This window comes from Arthrobacter sp. sptzw42, assembly GCF_059089685.1.
Genome location: NZ_JBNHEX010000007.1, coordinates 157,443 through 181,481, shown reverse-complemented (window position 1 = coordinate 181,481; position 24,039 = coordinate 157,443). Strand labels below are relative to the sequence as shown.

The following is a 24,039-nucleotide window of genomic DNA, read 5'->3' as shown; positions in this document are numbered from 1 at the left end:
CCGGAAGGAGCAGGCGCTCAGCGGCCTGTCTTGGGGGCGAAGATCCTGGCGATCAGCCGGGCGCCAAGGTTGAGGATCATCACCAGGATGATCAGCACCAGGGCGGCACCCCAGGCCCGCTGTGACGACGGGTCCGGGTTGGCCGGCGAGGTGGGGTTCAGGATCTGGGTGTAGATGAATGTGGGCAACGAGGCCATCCAGCCGCTGAACACGTTGGAGTTGATGCTGGTGGCGAAGCCTGCGGTGACCAGGATGGGGGCCGTCTCGCCGATAACGCGGGCGATCGCCAAGGTGACGCCGGACGCGATGCCGGATATCGCCGTCGGGATGACCACCTTGACGATGGTCCGCCACTTGCGCACGCCCAGGGCGTACGCCGCTTCACGGAGTTCGTTGGGAACGATCTTCAGCATCTCCTCGCTTGACCGCACCACCACGGGGATCATCAGCACGGAAAGCGCGACGGCGGCCACTGCACCGGTTTTAGTGCCGGGACCCACCACGGCGAAGAAGAAGGCCGCGGCGAAGAGTCCGGCCACGATGGAGGGGATGCCGGTCATTACGTCCACGAAGAAGGTGATGGCGCGGGCCAGCCGGCCGTCGCTGCCGTACTCCACGAGGTAGATGGCGGTCAGCAGGCCCACCGGCACCGAGATGATGGTGGCCAGCAGCGTGATCTGGATTGTACCCAGGAGCGCGTGGTAGATGCCGCCCAGCACGGGGGCACCTTCTTCCGCGGCCCGGTTGTCGAAAACGCCCGTGACGCCGTTCATGGAGTTGGTAAGGAATCCGGGAGTAAGAAGCCCGGGTACACCGTTGACCAGCACGGTCCAGATCACCGATAAGAGCGGAAGCAGGGCCACGAGGAAGGAACCCACTACGAGGCAGGTGGCCAGTTTGTCCTTTGCCTTGCGGGAACCCTCAACAACCGCGCTCCAGGACACCAGGCCGATGGCGAAAAGGAGCGCGGAGACAATGCCCCAGCCGAACACGTTGAAGCCCACCAGGGCGAGGATGGCGGCGCCAACGATAAGCGCGCCGGCCAGGGCCACGTAGGGCGCGTACTTGGGCAGCTGGCCCTTGGTGAGCGCCGAGCGCTTGCTGCGAACAGGGGTGAGCGTGGAGGTCATTTAGTTGGCTCCCGAGAATTCTTTGTGCCGGGTGATGATCCAGCGCGCGATCATGTTCACGGCCAGGGTGATGACGAACAGGACCAGGCCGGCGGCGATCAGTGTGCTGACCTTTAGCCCGCTTGCTTCCGGGAAATTCAGTGCAATCTCCGCCGCGATGGTCTGGTTGCCTGACTGGATGAGGCTGGCGGTCAACGCTCCGGAGGACAGGACCAGTGCTACGGCCATGGTTTCCCCGAGGGCACGGCCAAGACCCAGCATGACGGCGCTGATGATGCCCGGGCGGGCGAACGGCAGGACGGACATCTTGATCATTTCCCACCGCGTGGCTCCAAGGGCGAGCGCGGCTTCCTCATGCAGTTTGGGGGTCTGGAGGAATATCTCGCGGGAGAGCGACGTGATGATGGGCAGCACCATGACCGAAAGGACGATGCCGGCCGTGAGGATGGTCTTGCCGGTGGCTGAGGCCGGGCCCTGGAAGATGGGCAACCAACCCATGTTGGCCGCGAGCCAGTTGTAGGCCGGGGAGATCTCCTTGGCCAGAAACGCGGCACCCCAGGCGCCATAGACCACGGACGGGATGGCAGCCAGCAGGTCAACAACGTAGCCCAGCCCGGATGCGAGGCCGCGCGGAGCGAAGTGTGAAATGAACAGCGCGACGCCGATGGCAACGGGCGTGGCGATCACCAGTGCGATCACGGCTGCAATAAGGGTGCCCATTACGATGGGCCAGATGTAGGCGAAGAAGCCTTCGCCGCCCTGGATCTCGGCAGACGGCGCGGTCAGCGCCGGAATCGCCTGGACCACCAGGAAGAGTGCGACGCCGAAAAGGACGGCGAGAATAAGGCAGCCGGCGGCCAGCGCGGCACTCGAAAAGATTTTGTCCCCGGCGCGGCCGGCGCCCCGGGTGCTGGTCAGGGAGGTGGCGGTCATTCGACGGCCCTTCGATCGATTGCTGGGAGGGGAAGGCGGCGACTAAAACCAAGTTCCCCGCACTGCCTCTCGGCAGGCGGGGAACCCGGATTCAGAGCGGTGATTAGGACTTGACCTTGATGGACTCGACAGCCGCGGCGGCCTTCTCGGCCAGGGCCGGGGAGAGCGGTGCGGACTTGGCGGAATCCGCGGCGGCCTGCTGGCCTTCCTCGGAGACTACGTAGTTTTCAAAGGCCTTGACCAGGTCAACAGTTTCCTGCTTGTCATAGGCGCTGCAGACCACGTGGTAGGAAACGAGGACCACCGGGTAGGCACCGGCGGCGGTGGTCTTGCGGTCCAGCTTGATGGCCACGTCGTTGGCGGAGCGGCCTTCAACCGGGCTGCCGGCCTCGACTGCCTTGGCAGCTGCTTCGGCGGAGATCTTGACGTATTCCTCGCCTACCTTGATGGAGGCGGTGCCGAGGGCGCCGCCAACAGCGGAGTCGTCAGCGTACGTTACGGCACCGGGGGTGTCGGTAACGGTCTTGACCACACCGGAGGTGCCCTTGGCGTTCTCGCCCTGCAGAGTTGCGGGCCAGACGCCTGCCGACTTGTCGGTCCAGACCTCAGGAGCTGCGGAAGCCAGGTAGTCGGTGAAGTTGGTGGTGGTGCCGGAGTCATCCGAACGGTTCACCGGGGTGACCTTGAGGTCGGGGAGCTCCACGCCCTCGTTCAGGGCGGCGATGGCGGGATCGTTCCAGTTGGCGATTTCGCCCCGGAAGATCTTGGCCACGGTAGCGGCGTCGAGCTTCAGCTCGGTGATGCCGGGAAGGTTGAAAGCCACGGCGATCGGGGAAATGTAGACGGGGATGTTGATGGCTCCGTCGGGACCGCAGACGGCCTTGGAGCTCTCAAACTCTTCGTCCTTGAGGTAGGCGTCCGAACCGGCGAACTGTGCCGAGCCGTCAACGATGGCCTTGCGGCCTGCGCCGGAGCCGTCCGGGGAGTACTGCACGGTGGCGCCGGAGTTAGCGGACGCGAAACCGGCCTTCCATGCGTCCATGGCTGCACCGGTGGAGGAAGCGCCGATGCCGGTGAGGGTGCCGGTTACCTTGGGGCCGGCGGACGTCTGGCCGCCGGCGGGCGCGGTGCCCGTGGCGTTGTCTGAACCGCAGGAGGTGAGCGCGAGAGCGCCGGCTGCGATAACAGCGATAGCCGCGTGGCGGCCGAAGCGGAGTGCCTTCACTGAATGTACCCCTTCCAGGGTCTCAATTGCGGGCAGGGCCGGAGACGCCCTGCAGCGCGATGCGTACGTTTTGTACCTTCATCGAAGTTAGGGGCCGCAGGTAACAGGATTGGCTGTCCAAAGTGAACGGAACATTAACGGCGGCGGGATATCGGCTTACAAGTGCCGGGTTCCCATTGCGCAGATCACAGGTCCGGCCGTAGTGCGGAGGCTGTCAAGGTCCGGGCAACAAATAGACTGGACGGCATGGCCCCAGCAGCAGGACTCTCAGCAGGCAGGCGGTTCCTGCACGGCCGTATCCGCACCGGCCTGATCCGCAGCCGAAACTCGCTGGTGCCTGCCATCCAGATGACCGTCTGCGCTGTGGGTGCCTATGCCTTCGCCGAGTATGTACTGGGCCATTCCGGGCCCCTGTTCGCAGCCACGTCCTCTCTGATTGCCCTTGGCTTCTCCCGGGAGCCGCGGCTGCGGCGGGTGGTGGAGGTGGGACTTGGCTGCACCATTGGCATAGCCGTGGGTGACCTCCTCCTGCACTGGCTGGGCGGCGGTATCTGGCAGGCCGCCGTCGTCCTTCTTTTCTCCATCCTGCTGGCCCGCTTCCTGGACAGCGGCACGATCTTCACCACCCAACTGGGGCTGCAGTCGCTGCTGGTGGTCCTGCTGCCCGCACCGGCTGGCGGGCCGTTCACGAGGAGCATAGACGCCGTGGTGGGCGGCCTCTGCGCACTGCTCGTCACCATCCTCATCCCCAAGGACCCACGGCGGGAGCCGCGGAAAGACGTCCAGAAGCTGCTGCACGAGCTGGCCGAGGTGTTGCGTGAGTGCGGGGAGGCGCTCGTCCGGAGTGATTCCACCCAGGCCTGGCACGCACTTATCAGGGGCCGGAACTGCCAGCCGTTGGTGGACGGGATGCGCCAGTCACTCCGCGCGTCCGGCGAGGTGGCCACCCTGGCCCCCGCCTACAGACGGCACCGGGAAGAACTGGACCGGCTCAAACAGTCGCTGGATTTCATTGACCTTGCACTTAGGAACAGCCGGGTTTTCGCGCGGCGCCTTACCAGCGCCATCAACCATGCCGCGCTTTCGGACGAGGCGACGGAGAACATCGCGGAGGTGCTGCAGGAGACCGCTGCCGCCATTGACGAGCTGTCGCTGGGCTTGGCGGAAACGCACGACGGCGTCCGCCGCGCCCACCTGCGGACGGCCCGCCGGGACCTAAGCGAGATTGCCCTGCGCCTGCACCCCAAGCTGCTGGAGGTGCAGAGGCTGGAAGGGGAAACGGTGGTGATGCTGTACCGGCCGCTGATGGTGGACCTGCTGGAGGCCACCGGCATGGACGCGCGCGAGGCCAGGGACGTGCTGCCCGCGCTTTAGGAAACGCCCGGGCTGGAGTCGTTCGCGTACCGCAGGCCGAGCTGCTCCCGGGCCTCGTCCAGCAGCTCCATCACCTTTACCGTTTTGCTCCAGGGCATCAACGGGCTCTCCTGCAGGCCGGCCCGGATGCAGCGTGCCGTCTCGCGCAGTTCGTGGATGAAACCCTCGGTTGGCTCGGGGAACTCCTCTGCCCGGATTTCGCCGTTCAGGCCGCATACTTCGAGCATCCGCGGGTTGTACAGCGGTGAACCGGTCCTGATCCAGCCTGCGATTCCGCTGATGGTGACCATTCCCGGCCCGGCGGCCTGGATCGAGGAGGTCAGCTGCGCGGAAGCTCCTTCCGGGTACTCAAGGGCGATGGTGTTCTGGACGTCCACGCCGTCCTGGTTCAGGTGGCCCCTCGCCGTCAGCTTCTCCGGGAACCCCAGCGCCGCGATGGCCCAGGTCAACGGGTAGACCGCGAGGTCCAGCAGTGCACCGCCGCCGGCCGCCGGATCCCAGAGCCTGTCCCGGGGGTCATAGGCAGCCGGAAAGCCAAGGTCGGCCTGGAGCCAGCAGACCCTGCCGATCTCCCCGCTGCCGATCAGTTCCAGGGTCCGGCGCATGGCGGGCAGGAAACGCGTCCACACCGCCTCCATCAGGAAAAGCCCCCGTTCACCCGCCAAGCGGACCAGCTCACGGGCCTCCCGGGCGTTGATGGTGAAGGGCTTCTCGCACAGGACGTGCTTCCCGGCTTCGAGGGCTGCGCGGGCAACCTCGAAGTGCTGCGCGTGCGGCGTGGCGACATACACCACGTCTACCTTGGGGTCCGCGAAGAGCTGCCTGTATCCGGGTTCGGAGGGGCCGTCGTGGTAGCTGGCGGCAAAGCCGTACTCCTCCGCGAATGCCTCCGCCGAGGCTTTGCTGCGCGAGCTCACGGCATAAAGCTCGGCGTCCTCGAGGAAGGCAAGGTCGCGGGTGACCTTGTGCGCGATCCGTCCTGTTGCCACAACACCCCAGCGAAGGGAGCGGTTAGTGTCCGTGTTGGCGCCGGGCCCGGTGGCATCCATCACGCCGACTCGCGGATCACCAGTGACGTGGGAATCTGCGTCACCCGTTCGGCGTCCTTGCCCTCAATCAGGTCCACTAGAATTTCGGCCATTTTCTTTCCCATCTCAATAATCGGGTACCGCGGGCTTTATTTTACGTGGTCCCGATTTTTCCAATGGGCAGCGGCGGTCTCCCTCCCCTCCGGGGTGGCCAAGGGATGTCAGGGCCCGCCACTAGGGTTGATCCCATGGCAACAAAGACTTCCCGGGCGTCCAAAGCGCCCGCCTACAAATGCGCCGAGTGCGGCTGGACCACCGTCAAATGGGTCGGCCGGTGCGGCGAGTGCCAGGCATGGGGCACCGTCGAGGAAGCCGGCACCGCCGTTGCACGTACCACGGCGGCGGCAACAGTTGCGGAGCCCGCCCGCCGGATTGCCGAGGTGGACGCAACCACTGCTGCGTTCCTGCCCACCGGCGTGGACGAGCTGGACCGGGTATTGGGCGGCGGGCTGGTGCCGGGCGCTGTCATCCTGCTCGCTGGTGAGCCTGGCGTGGGCAAGTCAACGCTGCTGCTTGATGTCGCTGCGAAGTTTGCCCGGACGGCGCAGGACGTGCTGTACGTGACCGGGGAGGAATCGGCGGCCCAGGTGAAGCTCCGTGCCGAGCGGATCGACGCCGTGGCTGAATCGCTGTACCTTTCCGCTGAGACGGATCTGGGCCAGGCGCTGGGTCAGGTCGAGAAGATCGAGCCCCGCCTCCTGATTGTGGACTCCGTGCAGACCCTCAGCAGTGCCGATGTGGACGGCAGCGCCGGCGGTGTTTCGCAGGTCCGTGAAGTTGCCGCGTCCATCATTGCCGCGGCCAAGCGGAGGAACATGACCACCCTGCTGGTGGGCCACGTGACCAAAGACGGCTCCATCGCCGGGCCGCGGCTGCTGGAGCACCTGGTGGACGTGGTGTGCCAGTTCGAGGGCGAACGCCACTCCCGGCTTCGGCTGCTCCGTGCCGTCAAGAACCGCTACGGACCAACGGACGACGTCGGCTGCTTCGACCTGAACGAAAACGGCATCGAAGGTCTCGCCGATCCCAGCGGGCTGTTTGTCAGCCGCACCAAGGAGCCGGTCTCCGGCACCTGCATTACGGTAACGATGGAAGGCCGGCGGCCCCTGCTGGCCGAGGTGCAGTCACTGCTCGCCGAAAGCCCCAACTCGCAGCCGCGGCGGGCCACCAGCGGCCTGGACAGCTCCCGCGTCTCCATGCTGCTGGCTGTCCTGCAGCAGCGTGCCGGCACCCTGCTGCACAAGGACGATTCGTACGTGGCCACGGTGGGGGGCGTGAAGCTGAGTGAGCCGGCGACGGACCTGGCTGTTGCCCTTGCGGTGGCTTCGGCAAAGGCCCGCAAACCGCTGCCCATCCGGCTGATCGCTTTCGGCGAGGTGGGCCTCGCGGGCGAGGTCCGGCCTGTCCCCGGCATCAACCAGCGCATCCAGGAAGCCCACCGGCTGGGGTTCACCCACGCCGTTGTGCCCGCCAGCCACGCCGGGCCGGGTCCGGTGCCGGCCGGTTTCTCGGTCCGCGAAGTGGAGCACTTGACGGAGGCCCTGAGCCTGTTGATCGGCTAGCGCCGGATGGTCAGGCTAGCGGTGCTCCGGCAAGGGGTCCGGGTCGTCGCTGTGGGTGTTGAAAAGCCAGCCGGATACGTCGCTGCGCAGCACCAGGAGCGGGCCGCCGGTAGCGCTGACGTTTCCGGTGGGAACGTAGTAGCCGCGGCCAGCACCGGGTCCGCCGGCGGCACGGTCCAAGGCGTCAACCAGGTATCGCGGCAGGTGTCCCTGCGGCCCGAGGGTGCGGAGTTCATCCAGTTCATCCGGCGTGAGCCGTCCCAAAACCTCGGCTATGTTGGCCATGACGGGGTCCCTTCGAGCAGAGTGCCTAGGGGAATAACCTAAAGCAGCGCCGTGAACTGCAGGTTAACGTTGAAGGGCGGTTTCCGATCGTTTTGAAATCTTCAGCAGGTGGAGGACAGGTGCCGGTTTTCAGCGCAGGGATTCTGCTGTACAGGAGGACAGACCCGGGCGGCCTGGAAGTCTGGATAGCCCACATGGGCGGACCGTTTTGGGCGCGCAAGGACGCCCATGCCTGGTCCATCCCTAAGGGTGAATATGGCGGGGACGAGGATCCGCTGGCTGCTGCCCTGCGGGAGTTTGCCGAAGAGATGGGCTCCCCTGCCCCGCCCGCGGACTACCGGCAACTCGGACAGTTCCGGCAGCCGTCCGGCAAGATCATCACGGTTTTCACCGCGGAGCAGGACTTCCAGCCGGCAAGGATCGTCAGCAACACGTTCCCGCTGGAGTGGCCCAAGGGTTCAGGCCGGATCCAGCACTTTCCGGAGATCGACGACGCCCGCTGGTTTACGGAGGCCGAAGCGCGCCTCAAGCTGGTGAAGGGCCAGCTGCAGGTCCTCGACGCACTCACTGAAAAGATCCGCCGTCAGACGTGAGGAAGCCGGGCCAGAGGGGTACTGGCGGTCTTTACTTCGTCTGAGGCATGTGCCGGAACACCATCAGGCTGTAACGCGCTCCCGGATTCCGGCTGCTTTGGCCGGTGCAATTCTCCGGACGGACACATCGTCGCCGAAACAAACCATCGTCCTGCCTGCGCCATCGTTGCGGATTATCCAGAACACGCTGCGGTTTGCGGTGATCATATCGATGGTTCCGGACATCGCTGGCCTACCGGCAGTACGCACCTCGACCTGGTCGTTCCTGCACAGTTTGGACCAGTCCGGGACCGGCGCGGGTGCCGGCAGTGAGATGAAGCGGAGCGAGTTGCGTTTGTACATGGCCTGCTGCTACCAGCGTGGGCTTTTGAGGACGTACTCAGGATTGATGCGCTGCATGTAGCCCGTATCGTCGCGTCCGGTAAGGCCGCATTCAAGGTATTGCCGGTGGAGCTTTTCGAGCCCGTCCTGGTCCAGCTCGATACCGAGGCCAGGGGCGGTCGGGACGGGGACCGCCCCGTCCACGAAGCGCAAGGCCCCCGGCCTGATGACGTCCTCGTCTTCGTCCTTCCAGGGCCAATGGGTGTCGCAGGCGTAGTCCAGGTTCGGCGTGGTCGCCGCCAGATGCACCATGGCGGCCAGGCTGATTCCCAGGTGGGAGTTCGAGTGCATTGAGAGGCCGAGCCCGAAGGTTTCCGTAATGCCTGCAAGGGAATGTGACCGGCGAAGCCCGCCCCAGAAGTGGTGGTCCGAAAGTATGACGTCCACGGCGCCGGCAGTTACGGATGCGGGAATATCGGAAAAGCTTACGACGCACATGTTGGTTGCCAGCGGCATCGGGACGCTGCGGCGCACTTCGGCCATGCCTTCTATACCGGGGGTCGGGTCCTCGAGGTACTCGAGGACCCCATCAAGGGCCTTGCCCACTTCGATGGACGTGGGCACCGACCAGGCAGCGTTGGGATCGAGACGGAGCGGCAAGTCGGGGAATTCGTCGCGTAAGGCCTGGATGGCCGCAACTTCCTGCTCAGGGTGGAACACGCCGCCCTTGAGCTTAAGGGCGGTGAAGCCGTATTCGCGCACCATGCGTGATGCCTGCTTCACCACTCCTTCCGGGTCCAGGGCTGCGCCCCAGGAGTCGTCGTCCTGACCGGGGTGGCCCGCCCACTTGTAGAAGAGGTATCCGCTGAAAGGAATTGCTTCCCTGACGGCACCGCCAAGCAGGTCACTGACGGGCCGGCTGAGGATTTTCCCTTGGACGTCCAAGGCTGCGACGTCGAAGGGAGACAGCACGCGGTCTGCCGTCCTTGAGCCTGTCACCATTCCGCTCATACCGTGTCCGCCCTGGATGGTGTCCTCGGCCAGAGCTCGGGCAATTCTGCTTCCAAGCAAGTTGATGTTGAAGACATCGGCGCCGATGATGGCGTCAGCTGCGAGGCGGAGCCGTGCGAGGTGGCCTGCGTCGCCGTAGGTTTCCCCCAGCCCTGTTATGCCGGCATCGGTGTGGAGCTGGATGATGGCGCGGAGCGCGAAAGGCTCGTGTACGCCTACGGCGTTGAGAAGCGGAGGGTCCTTGAATGCGACGGGCGTGATGGTGACACCCGTGACCATGACCTGGGCGAGGTTGTCTTGAAGTTCGGTGTGTGGCACGGAATCACTTTCTATGGGGACAGCGGTGGCTGGGGACCTGAAGTGATCTTAGGCACTACTGCCGATACGCGTCCAAGTCCATTTTGGACATGAAAAATACTTTCAAGGTATTGAAGGGCTGATCAGGCGAGGAGCCCGCCCAGGCCGCGGACGATCTGCAGGGTGATGTCCGCGGTAGCGCGGAGAGCGGCAACTATCTCTTTCTCATAGGCGGGATTGAGCCGTTCAACAGGCACCGAACAGCTGAGCGCATCAGCGACGTCGTTCCTGATGGGCAATGGGATCCCGAAGCAGCGCAGTCCCGGCGTGTTTTCCTCGTCGTCAATGGAGTATCCCCGCGTCCGGGTAGCTTCAAGGTCCTTGCGCAGGTCCTCCCGGGAGGTGATGGTCGCAGGTGTCAGGGCAGCCAGGGTGGGAGGCAGGTGCTGCTCGAGTTCCTCGTCGCTGAACTGCGCCAGGACGGCTTTGCCCAGGGAGGTCGAGTAGGCGGGCAGGCGGCGTCCCACCCGGTTCTGGACCCGGGCGTAGGAAGAGGACTGGTGTGTGGCCAGGTACACCATGTCTGTGTGGTCAAGGCGCCCGTAATGGACAGTCTCATTCAATTGCCGGCTGACCTGCTCCACGTGCGGCTGGACCACCCGCAGCAACGGATCCGTGTCCAGGTACGTCGTACCTGCCAACAGGGCACGGATGCCAATGCTGTACAGCGAACGCGTGGAATCACTGCGCACCCAGCCGAGGTCCGTCAAAGTACGAAGAAGTGCATAGGTACTGCTGCGGGGCGCCTCCAATGCGTCGCAGAGCTCCCGGACCGTAACAGGTTCATTGCCCCTTGCCGCCAGCAGTTCAAGAACCTCAACGGTGCGGGCGGCGGACTTCACTCCACGCACGCCACTACTGGTCATATCGGCTATTGCCGGTTGTTGCTGGTTCATGCAGATCTTCCTTGATCCGGCCCACGGCCTTGACAGAGACGTTCTTTCTAGTCAATTATGAGTTCCATCACGATCTTCTGTCTACATATATAGACAGGCGCTACGAAAATCGCTTCGCGGTTAGCGGGTTACCCCCTCCCGCAGGTAGCAACCCTTCCACACAATTAAACCGAAACGGCCTTCTTCCCGTCGGCCCCCAACAGAGGAAAGCTCAACGATGAACTCCCTGAAGCCCACGCTTACTGCCATCACCGGCCTTGGCATCCTGTCCCTCGTTCTCACCGGCTGCGGTGGGGTCCAGACCGGAACCGGAGGAGCCGGGGCGGGCGGTGAAAACTTCCCCACCAAATCCGTCAATCTCACGGCTCCCTCCAGTGCAGGCGGCAGCACCGACCTGATCTCCCGGGCATTGGCGTCCTCTTTGGAGGAACCCCTCGGCAAGAGCGTCGTGGTGGAGAACAAGCCCGGCGCCAACACCGCAGTCGGCACCAAAGAGGTTCTGAACTCCAAGGCAGACGGCTACAGCACCGTGCTGGCCGCCGAGTCCCTGTTCGCCATCACCCCGCTCTTTGTTGAAGATCCGGACGCTTTGACTATGGACAAGATGACCGTCGTCGCCCCGGTGTCCGAGGAAGAGTATGTTCTGGTGGTCAACAAGGACGCCGGCGTCAGCTCGCTCGCCGACCTGCTGGCCAAGGACAACATCAAGTACGCGACCTCCGGCGCGGGTACCGGCGGCCAGTTCGGGCAGGCTGCGCTGTTCGCGCTGGCGGGTAAAAAGGCCACCGACGTCCCGTTCGACGGCGGTTCCGCTGCCGTCACGGCCGTCCTGGGCAATCACGCCGACGCCGTCGCCACCCAGCTCGCTGAGGTCAAGCCACAGATTGACGCCGGGAAGCTCGTCCCCCTGGCAGTCTTCTCCCCGGAACGCAGTGAGTACTTCCCCGATGTCCCCACCGCGAAAGAGTCAGGGTACGACATCTCAGTCGTGCAGCGCCGCTGGCTTGCCGTCCCCAAGGAAACACCCCAGGACGTTGTGAGCAAGCTGACCGAGTCTGTGGAAACCGCCAAGGAGTCTGACAAGTTCCAGGAATTCCTGAAGACAAGCCTCATCGGTGAGTGGGACGGCCAGCCTGCCGACGTCAACACCACTGTAGAAGCTGATACCAAGACCTTCACTGACCTGGCCAAGGAGTTTGGCATCGGAGCCACTAAATGAGCACTTCCGCTGCTCACCGCGGGGAATCAGCAAGTGACTTTGAGGTAGAAGAGCAGGCTGAGCGCGGCGGAGTCATGACCGCCGCGCTCGGCGCGCTCGTCCCGCTTGCCCTTGGGGTATTTGGCCTGATTGTCGCCTTCGGCCTTGGCATCGGCTCCCTCAGCGCCCCCGGGGCCGGGCTTTGGCCACTGGTCATATCCCTGGTCATGATCACGGCCGCCGGAACCGCCCTGGTCCGCGCCAAGCATGACGAGGACGTCGAAGCGTTCGACGGCGGCATCCTCACCGTCGCTTTAAGCGTTGGCAGCCTGCTGGCATACGCCGCGTTGCTTCCGTTGGTCGGATTCGAAATTCCTACCGTCCTGCTTCTTTTCTTCTGGATCAAGATCCTGGGGAAGGAGGGCTGGCGCCCCGCAGTCACGGTGTCCATCATTGCCACCGTTGTGGTCTACGTGCTCTTCATCCTTCTCCTGGCCGTTCCCATCCCCCACCTTTTCTAGGAAACGTCTCCCCACATGGATATCATCAACGACGCCATCGGCGGCTTCGACGTGGTGCTGCAGCCGGGCAACCTGCTGTTTTGCCTGGTCGGCGTCACCCTTGGCATGCTTATCGGTGTACTGCCCGGGCTGGGGCCGGCAGCAACCATCGCCATCCTGCTCCCGCTGACCTACACCATGGAACCGGCCAGTGCCATCATCCTGCTCGCGGGCATCTTCTACGGTGCCCAGTACGGCGGGACCATCACCTCGGTCCTCCTGCGCCTGCCCGGCGAAGCTTCAAGCGTTGTGACAGCCCTCGACGGCTACCAAATGGCCCGGCAGGGGCGGGCCGGCGCTGCATTGGGAATCGCAGCAGTAGGGTCCTTCATCGGCGGCACCATAGCCATCGTCGGACTAACCTTCCTGGCCCCCCTGGTGGCCAGCTTCGCGCTGGACTTCGGCCCGGCCGAGTACAGCCTGCTGGCCATGCTCGGTATTTTGCTGGTCTCCTCCCTGGGCAACGGTTCGGCCCGGAAGGCAGCCGTCTCCGCCACCATCGGCCTCCTTCTGGCTACTGTGGGCCGGGACCCGGTCACGGGCGTCAGCCGGTTCACTTTCGGCTCGGACAACCTGGCAGACGGCATCGACTTCGTTATCATTGCCATGGGTCTGTTCGGCGTCGGCGAAATTCTGTACAACATGGCCACGCCCCCATCGGCATCATCGGTAACTCCCAAGTTCAAGCGGGCCCTGCCCACGGGCAGCGACCTGAAGCAGTCCTCAGGTGCCATCGCCCGTGGTTCCGTCTCCGGCTTCGCGCTGGGCATCCTGCCGGGCGGCGGAGCCACCATCGCCTCGCTGGTCGCCTACGCCACCGAAAAGAAGTTCTCCCGGAACCCAGAGCGCTTCGGGCGCGGGGCCATCCAGGGTGTTGCAGGGCCCGAGACTGCGAACAACGCGGCAGCAACCAGCTCCTTCATCCCGCTCCTGACCCTCGGCATTCCCGCCAACGGAACTATGGCCATCATGTTCGGCGCGCTCCTGTTGCAGGGCATCACGCCGGGACCGAGCCTGATCAACGATCACCCGGATATCTTCTGGGGCGTCATCGATTCCATGTACATCGGCAACGTCTTCCTGCTCCTGCTGTCGATCCCGCTGATTGGCATCTTCGTCAAGCTGTTGTCGGTAAAAGCAACCATCCTCAACCCGTTGACCGTCCTCATCACCATGATTGGCGTGTACACCGTGCGGAACAGCGTCTTTGACATGTTCCTGGTTATCATCTTCGGCGTTGTGGGCTACCTGATGAAGAAGCTGGGATTTCCCCCGGGCCCGCTCGTCCTCGCCTTCGTACTTGGAGGGCTGCTGGAAACGTCCTTCCGCCAGGCCATCCGGCTCTCCGAAGGCAGCCTCGGAATCTTCGTTTCAAGCCCCATTTCAATCACCTTGGCCGTTACTATCCTTATTGCCCTCGCTGCTGCCCCCGTAATGACCTGGGTTTTGCGTCGCCAGCAAGCCAAAACTGAGGCCGTCCTGCACACGCATGGCCGAGGATTCGAAGACTGACCTGCCCGGAAAACCACAACTCGAACGGAAGTTGCTATGTCCATCGTCTTAGGATTCATCCCCAATGAACGCGGTGAAGCCGCCTTTGCCAAGGCGTTGTCCCTGGCCTCACAGCTCAATGAGAAACTCGTCATCATCAACAGCAGCAGCCGCCATTCGCACACCGACCCGAAGCTTGCCTCGGATCCGGACCTCGACGCACTCGTGGCCCGCGCGGCCCGTGCCGGTGTCGCCGCGCGGATCGAAAGGGATGCCCATGAAGACGGCCCGGATGCCCTCATCGAGGCTTCAACGGCTGAGGACACCGAAATGATCGTCATCGGTATCCGCAAGCGCTCCCAGGTCGGCAAGCTGCTTCTGGGAAGCGATGCCCAACGCATTCTCCTTGAAGCCAGTTGCCCGGTTCTTGCAGTGAAGGCCTGACCGGCGCAGCTCTGGAAAAGCGCCGAAAGGGCAGGCAATCAGGCAACCGGCGGTAGCATGCCTTTCACTTGGATTACTTACGCCAAAGAGACTGCGAAGGGTTAAATGTTTACCTTTGATCAGCTGGCCGGCTTCATCGCCGTCGCTGAAGAACTGCACTTTGGCCGCGCCGCCGAACGCCTGGAAATGACCCAGCCCCCGCTGAGCCGGCTGATCCAGAAACTGGAAAAGATTGTGGGAACCAGTCTTTTCGAACGAACCAACAGAAACGTGCAACTGACTCCCGCAGGCATGGCCTTCCTGGACGAAGCCAGGCGCCTCATGGCACTGGCGGAACGGGCGCCTACCGCTGCCCGAAGAATAGCTTCCGGCCGCTCCGGCTACCTGCGCATCGGCTTCACCGCCGCAAGCGCATTGAACGTTCTGGGGCCACTGCTGGGGGAGACCAGCCGCCTCCTGCCCGATGTCGACGTCGAACTCCTGGAGCTGGTCTCGGGCAAGCAAATCAGCGGCCTGCTGACCGGAGAGCTGGACATGGGCCTGGCCCGTCCGCCGTTCGATGAAGAAACTTTTGACTCCCGGCTGCTCTTCAGCGAGTCCATGCTGCTCGCTGTACCCTCGGGCCACCGGCTCACAGGCCTGGGCCGGGACCTCAGTCATGAGGACTTCAAAAATGAGCCGCTTATCATGCACTCACCAACAGAAGCGCGGTACTTTTACGACCTCGTGGTCCGGATGTTTCCGATCAGGCACGGGAACGTCGTCCATGTCGTCAGCCAGATTGTCACCATGGTCTCCCTCGTTGCTGCCAAGCGGGGCGTGGCGCTTGTTCCCGCGTCCGCCGCGCAATTGAACATCGAGGGCGTCAGGTACCTGCCACTCTCAAGCCAGGGTAATAACCTGGTGGAACTGCACGCCATCTGGATTAAGAGCGCGGAAAACCCGGCGCTGCGAAGGCTTTTAAAGGAGTTGGACTTCTCCGCTGAAAGCTCGAACCTCAGCAAGTAACACCAATAATGCTTTGCGGGCATCATTGGATACCAGAAAACTCTTGGACAGGCATCACACAGCCTGCCTACTCTAGACACAACACCATCACGCCCACAGCGGCATTACCCAGAGGACACAAACCGTGGCAAAGTACTCACCCCAGGAACTGGCGGACACTCTCAAGGAAGGCCTGCTGTCCTTCCCCGTGACCTCGTTCGATGCAGAGCTGCAGTTCGATGAAGAGAACTACCGCAAGCACCTGGCCTGGCAGGCAAGCTTCCCCGTTGCGGGCCTCTTCGCCGCCGGCGGCACCGGAGAGGGCTTCTCCCTGTCCGCAGCCGAGTCCGAGCGCGTCGTCCGCACCGCCGTGGAGGAAGTGGGCGGCCAGGTTCCCGTCCTCGCCTCTGCCGGCGGATCCACTGTCCAGGCCATCGAGAACGCCAAGGCTGCCGAAGCAGCGGGCGCCGAAGGCATCCTCCTGCTGCCCCCGTACCTCACCGAAGCCGACCAGGGAGGGCTCATCGAGCACGTCAGCGCTGTCTGCAGCGCCACTTCCCTCGGCGTGATCATCTACAACCGTGCCAACGCCATCTACAAGGACACCACGGTGGCCGCGCTTGCCCACCGGCACGAGAACCTCATCGGTTTCAAGGACGGCGTGGGTGACCTCGAGCACGATGCCCGCGTCTACGCCAAGCTCGGCGACCGGCTCTTCTACCTCGGCGGCCTCCCCACTGCCGAGACCTTCGCCCTGCCGCTGCTGCAGCTGGGCATGAGCACCTACTCCAGCGCCATGTACAACTTCGTGCCGCAGTTCGCCCTGGATTTCTACCAGGACGTGCGGAACAACGACCGCGTAGCCGTCAACAAGAAGCTCAATGACTTCGTCATCCCGTACCTGGACATCCGCGACCGGGTCAAGGGTTACTCTGTCTCCATCGTCAAGGGCGGCCTTGACGCTGTCGGCCGCTCCGCCGGCCCGGTCCGCCCGCCGCTGCAGAACCTCGCTGAGCAGGACCTCGCAGACCTCAAAGCCCTCATCGCCACCGTCTCCTGATCCACCACCTCTCATAGGAGGAACCATCGTGACCCTCACCGGACACTCCCTGATCGCCGGACAAACCGTTATCGGCGAAGGAAAAACAGCCCACGGCTACAACCCCGCCACCAACGGGCAGCTCGACCCCGCCTATTCGCTCCTGACCGAGGACCAGCTCAAGGCAGCCACCGCAGCGGCCGCCGCCGCGTACCCGTCCTTCTCGACCCTCGACCCGGAATCCCACGCGGGGTTCCTCGAGGCCATCGCGGACAACATCGAAGCCATCGGCGAGGAACTGATCATCCGTGCAAGCCAGGAAACCGGCCTCCCGGCTGCCCGGCTCCAGGGCGAACGGGCGCGCACCACCGGCCAGCTGCGGCTCTTCGCAACAGTTGTCCGTACGGGTGACTTCCGCGGCGTTCGCATCGACCCCGCCATCCCGGACCGCACCCCGCTGCCCCGGGCAGACATCCGGCAGCGCCAGATCCCCCTCGGACCGGTGGCAGTGTTCGGTGCCAGCAACTTCCCGTTCGCCTTCTCCACCGCCGGTGGCGACACCGCGTCAGCCCTGGCTGCCGGTTGCCCGGTAGTTTTCAAGGCCCACAACGCCCACCCGGGCACCGGTGAACTCGTCGGCCAGGCCGTCGTCAAGGCCGTCAAGGACTTCGGCCTGCACCCGGGAGTGTTTTCCCTGATCTACGGACCGGGCGCCAGCATCGGCCAGGACCTCGTCGCCGACCCCGCCATCAAGGCCGTCGGCTTCACCGGCTCCCAGGCCGCGGGCATAGCACTCATGAAAACCGCCGCTGCCCGCCGCGAGCCCATTCCCGTCTATGCGGAAATGTCCTCGCTGAACCCGGTCTTCGTCTTCGAAGGTGCCCTGAGCGGCTCCGCGGAACAGATTGAGGCCTTGGCCCAGCAGTACGTCACCGCCGTCACCGGCAGTTCTGGTCAGCTCTGCACCTCGCCCGGCCTGCTGTTCGCCCCCAAAGGTGAGGCAGGGGACAAACTCGCAGCCGCCGTCGCCCGTGCCGTGGCCGCCTGCGCCGGCCAGACCATGCTGACCGAAGGCATCGCCGGCTCCTGGAACGCAGGCACCGAAGCACTCGGAAACGCCGCAGGTGTGGACCTCATTGGCAAGGGCCTGGAGGGTGCAACGAAAAACGCGCCCGCTCCCACCATCTTCGGCACGCAGGTCAAGGACTTCGTGACCAACCACGTCCTCCACGAGGAAATCTTCGGTGCTGCCAGCCTGGTCATCCGCTACGCCAGCTCGGAGGACCTGATCGAGGCCATCAGCGGACTCGAAGGCCAGCTGACAGCATCGCTGCATCTCACCGAAGAGGACTACCCGACGGCGGCACCCCTGATCCCGGCGTTGGAGCAGAAAGTAGGCCGCATCATCATCAACGGCTGGCCCACCGGCGTCGAGGTAGGCCACGCCATGGTTCACGGCGGCCCCTTCCCCGCCACCTCCGACAGCCGCACCACCTCCGTTGGAACCCTCGCCATCAACCGCTTCCTGCGCCCCGTCGCATACCAGAACATTCCCCAGGAACTCCTCCCTGCCCCGCTGCAGGACGAGAACCCCTGGAAGGTCAACCGCCTCATCGACGGCACCGTAGTCCTGGCAGCTGAAGAGAAAGCCGAGGTCGGCGCATGAGCAACCAGCCCATCATCACCGGCGTAGAGGTGGTCCCCGTTGCGGGCCACGACAGCATGCTGATGAACCTCAGCGGCGCCCACGGCCCGTTCTTCACCCGCAACATCGTCATCATCACCGACTCGGACGGACGTACCGGCCTCGGTGAAGTTCCCGGCGGCGAAAAGATCCGCACCACCATCGAAGAAGCCGGTGCCCTGATCAACGGCAAACCGGTGGCCCGCTATCGCTCACTCCTGCGGGAGGTCGCGGCCGAATTCGCAGACCGCGACGCCGGCGGGCGCGGCCTGCAGACCTTCGACCTGCGCACCACGGTCCATGCCGTTACCGCCGTCGAGTCAGCCCTGCTGGACCTGCACGGCCAGTTCCTCGGCGTCCCCGTGGCCGAACTGCTCGGTGATGGCCAGCAGCGCACGTCCGTGCCCATGTTGGGCTACCTTTTCTTCGTGGGCGATCACAAGCGGACGGACCTCCCCTACCTGGTGGAGGACGCCCCCGCTGACCGCTGGGAGGAGCTCCGGCGCCAGGAAGCCATGACTCCGGAGGCCGTCGTCGCGCTGGCGGAAGCTGCGCAGGAACGCTACGGCTTCAGCGATTTCAAGCTCAAGGGCGGCGTGCTGTCCGGCGATGACGAGGTGGACGTGGTCACGGCCCTCGCCAAGCGTTTCCCGGACGCACGGGTCACGTTGGACCCGAACGGCGGCTGGCTCCTGGAGGAGGCCATCCGGCTGGGCAAGCGGATGCAGGGTGTGGTGGCATACGCCGAGGACCCCTGCGGCGCCGAAGGGCGTTTCTCCGGCCGCGAAGTGATGGCGGAATTCCGCCGCGCCACCGGGCTGAAGACGGCCACCAACATGATCGCCACGGACTGGCGCGAGATGTCCCACGCCATCCGCAGCAACGCCGTGGACATCCCGCTTGCCGATCCACACTTCTGGACCATGCACGGTTCAGTCCGGGTGGCCCAGATGTGCCACGAGTTCGGCCTCACCTGGGGCTCGCACTCAAACAACCACTTCGACATCTCGCTGGCCATGTTCACGCACACCGGCGCCGCGGCTCCGGGCGAGATCACGGCACTGGACACCCACTGGATCTGGCAGGACGGACAGGGGCTGACCAAAAACCCGCTGCAGATCAAGGACGGCGCCATCGAGGTCCCGGCAGCCCCGGGCCTGGGAATAGAGCTGGACCGCGAAGCCCTGGACAAGGCCCACAAGCTGTACCTGGAGCATGGCCTCGACGCCCGCGACGACAGCATTGGCATGCAGTACTACATCGACGGCTGGTCCTTCGACCCTAAGCGGCCCTGCCTGGTCCGGTAGCAGGGCGCAGCCTCAAGGCCTGACCGCGGCCCCTTCCGTCCTGCAACCGCAGGCTGGAAGGGGCCGCAGCCGTCTGCTGCCCCAGGGGCCAACACCATGCCCAGAGGGCATGAAGCCCGGCGTAAAGCGTGTTGGACCTGCATCACAGCAACGACCTAAAGTAGGAGGGTCGCTGTGGCTGGCCCCACACTCTCCCCGCCCCGCAGCAGGCCCGGGATCTCTACCCCAAAGGAAATACAGTCAATGATGTCTGTTGACAGTGCTGTCTCGGATGTGGCCACAGCCACAAAGAAGTTCTTCAAACGCGTGCTGCCCATCATGCTGGTCATGCTGGTGTGCAACCAACTGAACCGGTCAAACATCGGCTACGCACAGGACCACCTCCAGGCTGACGTGGGCATCGGCGCCGCTGCGTACGGATTCGGAGCCGGGCTTTTCTTTATCGCCTACGCCATCTTCGAACTTCCCAGCAACGTGATGATGGAAAAGTACGGCGCCAAGGTGTGGCTGGCCCGGATCATGGTCAGCTGGGGCATCGTCTCCTTCCTGATGGCGTTCGTGCAGAACGAGACGATGTTCTATGTCCTGCGTTTCCTGCTGGGCGCAGCCGAAGCCGGGTTCTTCCCCGCCGTCATCTTCTACTTCGCCCGCTGGGTCCCCGCCGGCCAGCGGGGCAATGCCACCGCAATCTTCATCGCCGGTTCCTCCATCGCTGCCGCGATCTCAGGCCCCATCGCCGGGATGCTGCTCAGCCTCCACGGCGCCCTTGGCCTGCGCGGCTGGCAGTGGCTCTTCGGCTTCGAGGGCGCCCTGTCCGTGGTTGTGGGCTTTACCGTGTTCTTCCTCCTGGACGCCAGAATCGCGGACGCCAAGTGGCTCAACCAAGCTGAGAAGACCGCCCTGTCCCGCGCCATCGCCGATGAGGACGCCCAGCACACCGCAGCAGACGGTGGAAAGATCAACCGCTGGAAGATGCTCCTGAACCCGCAGATCCTGCTGCTGTGCGGCATCTACTTCTCCATCCAGCTGTCCATCTACGCCAACACGTTCTGGCTTCCCAGCATCATCAAGCAGATCCCGGGCACCACCGACCTCACCGTGGGCTTCCTGTCCTCCATCCCGTGGGTCTGCGCAGTGTTCGCCATGTACTTTGCCGCCAAGCTGCAGGACAAAGCCAGGTCCAAGCGCCCGCTGCTGGTGGTTGCACTCCTGGTAGCCGCCGCAGGTACATTCGCCGCCGCGGTCGCCTCGCCGGTCATGGCCCTGGTCTTCCTGGCCATCGCCGCCATGGGCTTCAGGAGCGCCTCCTCGCTGTTCTGGACCATCCCGCAGTCCGGGCTGCATCCGATGGTCCTGGCTCCGGCCATCGCCATTATCAACTCCTTGGGAAACCTGGGCGGGTTCGTTGCCCCGTTCGGTTTCGGCATCATCAAGGAGCAGACCGGAAGCGTCATCCCCGGCCTGTTTGCGCTGGCAGCGGCCTCCACAGCCGCTGCAGGCCTGGTGTACTTCCTGAAGGAACGCCGCAGCGGAAACGGCGAAGCACTGGAGTCACACGCAGTCCCAGTGGAGGCACCGGTTCCGAGCCGGGCATAACGCCTTCAAGGCCGGCAGGAATCCTGCCGGCCAACGGATGAAGCCCGGAGCCAGGGAACTGGCTCCGGGCTTTTGCGTTATTCCCCCGTGATTACCAAGGCAACACTGTGCCCGCCAAACCCGAAGGCGTTCACCAGGCCCGCCGGGGCGTTGCCTGGCTGGAGCTGGCGGACGTCTTCGGTGACGACGTTGAGCTCTACCTCGGGGTCCAGTTCCTGGACGTTCAAGGTTCCCGGAAGCATCCCGGTCCGCAGTGCCTCAACCACCACAACGGCCGCGAGCGCACCGGCACCGCCCAGCAGATGGCCGGTATGGCCCTTGGTGGAAGTGACAGGGATGTCCGGACCGAAGATTGCGTTGATCGCCTGGCCTTCCAAACGGTCCCCCACCGGCGTGGACGTGGCGTGGGCATGCACAAACCCGATGTCTTCGGCAGCAAGGCCCGCGGAATCAAGCGCCTTCTGCATAACCCGCCGCTGCATGGCAGGATCAGCCGCCACAATGTCATTTGCGTCCGATGTCACAGCACCGCCTGCCACAGCACCCAACACGGCTGCGCCGCGGGCGCGGGCGTGCTCTTCGCTCTCCAGCACCACCACACCGGCGCCCTCCGCGAGGACAAAGCCGTCCCGGCCGCCATCGAACGGGCGCGAAGCCTGCTGCGGGTCCCCGGAACGGGTGGACAAGGCGCGGATCTGGGAAAAGCCGGTGATAACCAGGTCATTAACCGAGGCGTCAACGCCGCCGGCAATCACGAGGTCGGCAGCACCGGAGCGGATCATCTCGGCTGCCTGGACAATCGCCTCCGCCCCGGAGGCACAGGCACTGACCGGCGTCCGGGCGCCGCCGCGGGCACCGAGGTCGATCGAGACCCAGGCCGCCGGGCCGTTCACCATAAGGCGGGTGAGCGTGTGCGGTGAAACCTTGCGCGGGCCGGATTCGGCAAGGGTGCGGTCCTGCTCCAGGGTGGACCCGAGCCCGCCGTACGCCGAGCCGATCACCACCGCGAAACGCTCAGGATCCACGTCCGGCGCGCCGGCCTGCTTCCAGGCTTCCCGGGCAGCGATGAGCGCGAGCTGCCCGCAGCGGTCCATGCGCTTCATTTCGCGCGTGCTGAGGTGGCCGGAAAGGTCGGTGGTCACCTGTCCCGCAATTTTCACGGGCAGCTGTTCCGCCCAGGCTTCCCCAAGCGGTCCAATGCCCGACTTGCCGGCCACCATTCCGGACCAGGTTTCGGCCACCGAGGAGCCGAGCGGGTTGATGGTCCCGGCGCCGGTGATCAATGCGCGGGGTTGGACTGCGCTGGGTTGCACTGCGTTCACGGTTCCTACTTTGCGGGGTTGTGGGTGCCGATGGGCACGAGGGTCAGGTCCGGGTGGTTTTTTTCGATCCTGCGGAGGGCCCAAACGTCGTTGAACAAGGCGAGGTACTCGCCGTCGGACCGCAGGAGCACCTCGGCGCCCGGTACGTTGGCGAGCGCGGGCATGGCGTCCGCCGTCGTGATCCTGGCCAAAGAGTAGGGCAGGCGTTCCAGCCGCATAGGGGCACTGAAGTCGTGCGCCATCCTGTCCTCCACCACTTCGAACTGCATGGGTCCGACGGCGGCAAGCACCGGCGCCTGGTCCCCGCGGACGTCGGAGCGGAGCAGCTGGATAACGCCCTCGTGCTCGAGCTGTTCGATGCCGCGGCGGAACTGCTTGAACTTGCTGGGGTCCTTGGACCGGGCCACCTGGAAATGCTCGGGGGCGAATAGCGGGATGGCCGGGTATTCCACGGCGTCCTCAAGGTAGAGGCTGTCCCCCACGCGCAGCGAGGAGGCGTTGACCAGGCCCACCACGTCGCCGGGGTAGGCCTCGTCGATCACTTCGCGCTCCCGGCCGAAGACCTGCTGGGCGTATTTGGTGGCGAAGGATTTTCCGGTGCGGGTCTGGGTGACCACCATGCCGCGCTCGAAGACGCCGGAGCAGACGCGGATGAAGGCCACGTGGTCGCGGTGGGCTTTGTTCATGCCGGCCTGGACCTTGAAGACGAAGCCGGAGAACGGGGAGGCCACCGGACGCGGCGTGCCGTCCACGTCCGGCCGCGGTGCTGCCGGCGGGGCGAAGTCCACCAGCGCGTCCAGCAGTTCCTTGACGCCGAAGTTGAGCGCGGCAGAGCTGAACAGGATGGGGGTGGCCTTGCCGGCGTGGAAGCTTTCGACGTCGAACTCCAGGTTCGATTCGATGACCAGGCCGGCTTCGTCCACAGCGTCGGACCAGTTGCTGCCCTGGCTTTCCGCCGCTTCCTGCGGGGTGAAGTACTCGGTGATGGCGATCTGTGCGCCGGCGTTGTTGCGCTGGAAATGGGCGAAGCGGTCATTGCGGAGATCCCAAACGCCGCGGAAGTCGCCGGATATGCCTACTGCCCAGGTCAGCGGCATGGGCTGCAGCCCGGTTCGCTCGGTGATCTCATCCATCAAAGCAAGAGCGTCCAGGCCGGGGCGGTCCCACTTGTTGATGACGGTGATGATGGGCAGGTTCCGCTGTTTGCAGACCTCGAACAGCTTCATGGTCTGGGTTTCCAGGCCCTTCGCGGCGTCCACGAGCATCACGGCGCAGTCGACGGCGGCGAGCACCCGGTAGGTGTCCTCCGAGAAGTCGGCGTGGCCGGGGGTGTCCAGGAGGTTGATGACGGTGTCCCGGTAGGAGAACTGGAGCGCCGCGGAGCTGATGGAAATGCCTCGGTCCTTTTCCATCTGCATCCAGTCCGAAACTGTTTCCTTGCGGTTTGCCTTGCCGCTGGACGCGCCGGCGGTGCCGATCACCTTGGCGTGCAGGGCCAGGGCCTCGGTGAGCGTGGACTTGCCCGCGTCAGGGTGGGAAATGACAGCAAAGGTCCGACGCCGGCCCGCCTCTTGGTGAATCTCCGAGATCCGGGCGGGGGTGAGGACATCTTGGGACACGGTGCTACTTTCGGTGC

General features: G+C 64.5%; 22 protein-coding genes. 12 read left to right on the top strand and 10 right to left on the bottom strand.

What is annotated here, in order from left to right; genetic code table 11:
* Window positions 1–17 precede the first annotated feature (17 nt).
* From pstA to pstS, 3 genes are all read right to left on the bottom strand, one after another.
* Complete coding sequence (gene pstA / locus AC5RT4_RS11330) at window positions 18–1,130, bottom strand: phosphate ABC transporter permease PstA (RefSeq protein WP_494105770.1); 1,113 nt, start codon at window positions 1,128–1,130, stop codon at window positions 18–20.
* Window positions 1,131–2,063, bottom strand: coding sequence for a phosphate ABC transporter permease subunit PstC (pstC, locus tag AC5RT4_RS11325; protein ID WP_494105769.1), 933 nt, complete (start codon window positions 2,061–2,063; stop codon window positions 1,131–1,133).
* A 103-nt stretch (window positions 2,064–2,166) separates the two neighbouring features.
* The gene (gene pstS, locus AC5RT4_RS11320; protein ID WP_494105768.1) at window positions 2,167–3,288 is read right to left on the bottom strand and encodes a phosphate ABC transporter substrate-binding protein PstS; all 1,122 of its coding nucleotides are present in this window, start codon (window positions 3,286–3,288) and stop codon (window positions 2,167–2,169) included.
* A 246-nt stretch (window positions 3,289–3,534) separates the two neighbouring features.
* Between pstS and AC5RT4_RS11315 the strand changes: the two genes are divergently transcribed.
* A complete protein-coding gene (locus tag AC5RT4_RS11315) occupies window positions 3,535–4,662 on the top strand; it encodes an FUSC family protein (RefSeq protein WP_494105767.1) in 1,128 nt (375 codons plus the stop codon).
* Here the strand turns inward: AC5RT4_RS11315 and AC5RT4_RS11310 are convergent.
* Window positions 4,659–5,711, bottom strand: coding sequence for a Gfo/Idh/MocA family protein (locus AC5RT4_RS11310; RefSeq protein ID WP_494105766.1), 1,053 nt, complete (start codon window positions 5,709–5,711; stop codon window positions 4,659–4,661). The genes AC5RT4_RS11315 and AC5RT4_RS11310 overlap by 4 nt on opposite strands.
* 227 nt (window positions 5,712–5,938) lie before the next feature.
* On the opposite strand from AC5RT4_RS11310, the gene radA reads away from it, so the two are divergent.
* Complete coding sequence (gene radA, locus AC5RT4_RS11305; RefSeq protein WP_494105765.1) at window positions 5,939–7,312, top strand: DNA repair protein RadA; 1,374 nt, start codon at window positions 5,939–5,941, stop codon at window positions 7,310–7,312.
* 15 nt (window positions 7,313–7,327) lie between these two features.
* On the opposite strand, the gene AC5RT4_RS11300 is transcribed toward radA, so the two are convergent.
* Window positions 7,328–7,597 carry a hypothetical protein gene (locus AC5RT4_RS11300; protein ID WP_494040453.1) on the bottom strand — a complete coding sequence of 90 codons (270 nt, stop codon included), beginning with the start codon at window positions 7,595–7,597 and terminating at the stop codon, window positions 7,328–7,330.
* A gap of 119 nt (window positions 7,598–7,716) precedes the next feature.
* Here AC5RT4_RS11300 and AC5RT4_RS11295 point away from each other — a divergent pair, with 119 nt between their 5' ends.
* A complete protein-coding gene (locus AC5RT4_RS11295) occupies window positions 7,717–8,190 on the top strand; it encodes an NUDIX hydrolase (protein ID WP_494105764.1) in 474 nt (157 codons plus the stop codon).
* A 63-nt stretch (window positions 8,191–8,253) separates the two neighbouring features.
* On the opposite strand, the gene AC5RT4_RS11290 is transcribed toward AC5RT4_RS11295, so the two are convergent.
* The 3 genes from AC5RT4_RS11290 to AC5RT4_RS11280 form a co-directional block, all read right to left on the bottom strand.
* Entirely contained in the window at window positions 8,254–8,532 is a 279-nt protein-coding gene (locus AC5RT4_RS11290; RefSeq protein WP_494105763.1) for a hypothetical protein, read from the bottom strand.
* A gap of 9 nt (window positions 8,533–8,541) precedes the next feature.
* Window positions 8,542–9,801 carry a glucarate dehydratase family protein gene (locus AC5RT4_RS11285; protein ID WP_494105784.1) on the bottom strand — a complete coding sequence of 420 codons (1,260 nt, stop codon included), beginning with the start codon at window positions 9,799–9,801 and terminating at the stop codon, window positions 8,542–8,544.
* 161 nt (window positions 9,802–9,962) lie between these two features.
* Entirely contained in the window at window positions 9,963–10,775 is an 813-nt protein-coding gene (locus tag AC5RT4_RS11280; RefSeq protein WP_494105762.1) for an IclR family transcriptional regulator, read from the bottom strand.
* 217 nt (window positions 10,776–10,992) lie between these two features.
* Between AC5RT4_RS11280 and AC5RT4_RS11275 the strand changes: the two genes are divergently transcribed.
* The 9 genes from AC5RT4_RS11275 (at window position 10,993) to AC5RT4_RS11235 (ending at window position 21,081) form a co-directional block, all read left to right on the top strand.
* Window positions 10,993–11,994 (top strand): tripartite tricarboxylate transporter substrate binding protein, encoded by a 1,002-nt coding sequence (locus AC5RT4_RS11275; protein ID WP_494105761.1) that lies wholly within the window; start codon window positions 10,993–10,995, stop codon window positions 11,992–11,994.
* The gene (locus AC5RT4_RS11270; RefSeq protein ID WP_494105760.1) at window positions 11,991–12,494 is read left to right on the top strand and encodes a tripartite tricarboxylate transporter TctB family protein; all 504 of its coding nucleotides are present in this window, start codon (window positions 11,991–11,993) and stop codon (window positions 12,492–12,494) included. The genes AC5RT4_RS11275 and AC5RT4_RS11270 overlap by 4 nt, the downstream gene beginning before the upstream one ends.
* 15 nt (window positions 12,495–12,509) lie before the next feature.
* Window positions 12,510–14,045 carry a tripartite tricarboxylate transporter permease gene (locus tag AC5RT4_RS11265; protein WP_494105759.1) on the top strand — a complete coding sequence of 512 codons (1,536 nt, stop codon included), beginning with the start codon at window positions 12,510–12,512 and terminating at the stop codon, window positions 14,043–14,045.
* 36 nt (window positions 14,046–14,081) lie between these two features.
* Complete coding sequence (locus AC5RT4_RS11260; protein WP_494105758.1) at window positions 14,082–14,468, top strand: universal stress protein; 387 nt, start codon at window positions 14,082–14,084, stop codon at window positions 14,466–14,468.
* A 105-nt stretch (window positions 14,469–14,573) separates the two neighbouring features.
* Window positions 14,574–15,476, top strand: a complete 903-nt coding sequence (locus AC5RT4_RS11255) for a LysR family transcriptional regulator (RefSeq protein ID WP_494105757.1) — start codon at window positions 14,574–14,576, stop codon at window positions 15,474–15,476.
* Window positions 15,477–15,600: 124 nt separating this feature from the next.
* Entirely contained in the window at window positions 15,601–16,515 is a 915-nt protein-coding gene (gene kdgD, locus AC5RT4_RS11250; protein WP_494105756.1) for a 5-dehydro-4-deoxyglucarate dehydratase, read from the top strand.
* A gap of 28 nt (window positions 16,516–16,543) precedes the next feature.
* Entirely contained in the window at window positions 16,544–18,160 is a 1,617-nt protein-coding gene (locus AC5RT4_RS11245) for an aldehyde dehydrogenase (NADP(+)) (protein ID WP_494105755.1), read from the top strand.
* Window positions 18,157–19,485, top strand: coding sequence for an enolase C-terminal domain-like protein (locus AC5RT4_RS11240; protein WP_494105754.1), 1,329 nt, complete (start codon window positions 18,157–18,159; stop codon window positions 19,483–19,485). The genes AC5RT4_RS11245 and AC5RT4_RS11240 overlap by 4 nt, the downstream gene beginning before the upstream one ends.
* Before the next feature lie 243 nt (window positions 19,486–19,728).
* Window positions 19,729–21,081: an MFS transporter gene (locus AC5RT4_RS11235; protein ID WP_494105753.1), complete on the top strand. Its 1,353-nt coding sequence runs from the start codon at window positions 19,729–19,731 to the stop codon at window positions 21,079–21,081.
* Window positions 21,082–21,158: 77 nt separating this feature from the next.
* On the opposite strand, the gene AC5RT4_RS11230 is transcribed toward AC5RT4_RS11235, so the two are convergent.
* Complete coding sequence (locus AC5RT4_RS11230; protein ID WP_494105752.1) at window positions 21,159–22,403, bottom strand: beta-ketoacyl-[acyl-carrier-protein] synthase family protein; 1,245 nt, start codon at window positions 22,401–22,403, stop codon at window positions 21,159–21,161.
* Window positions 22,404–22,408: 5 nt separating this feature from the next.
* Complete coding sequence (locus tag AC5RT4_RS11225) at window positions 22,409–24,022, bottom strand: peptide chain release factor 3 (RefSeq protein WP_494105751.1); 1,614 nt, start codon at window positions 24,020–24,022, stop codon at window positions 22,409–22,411.
* Window positions 24,023–24,039: the final 17 nt, after the last annotated feature.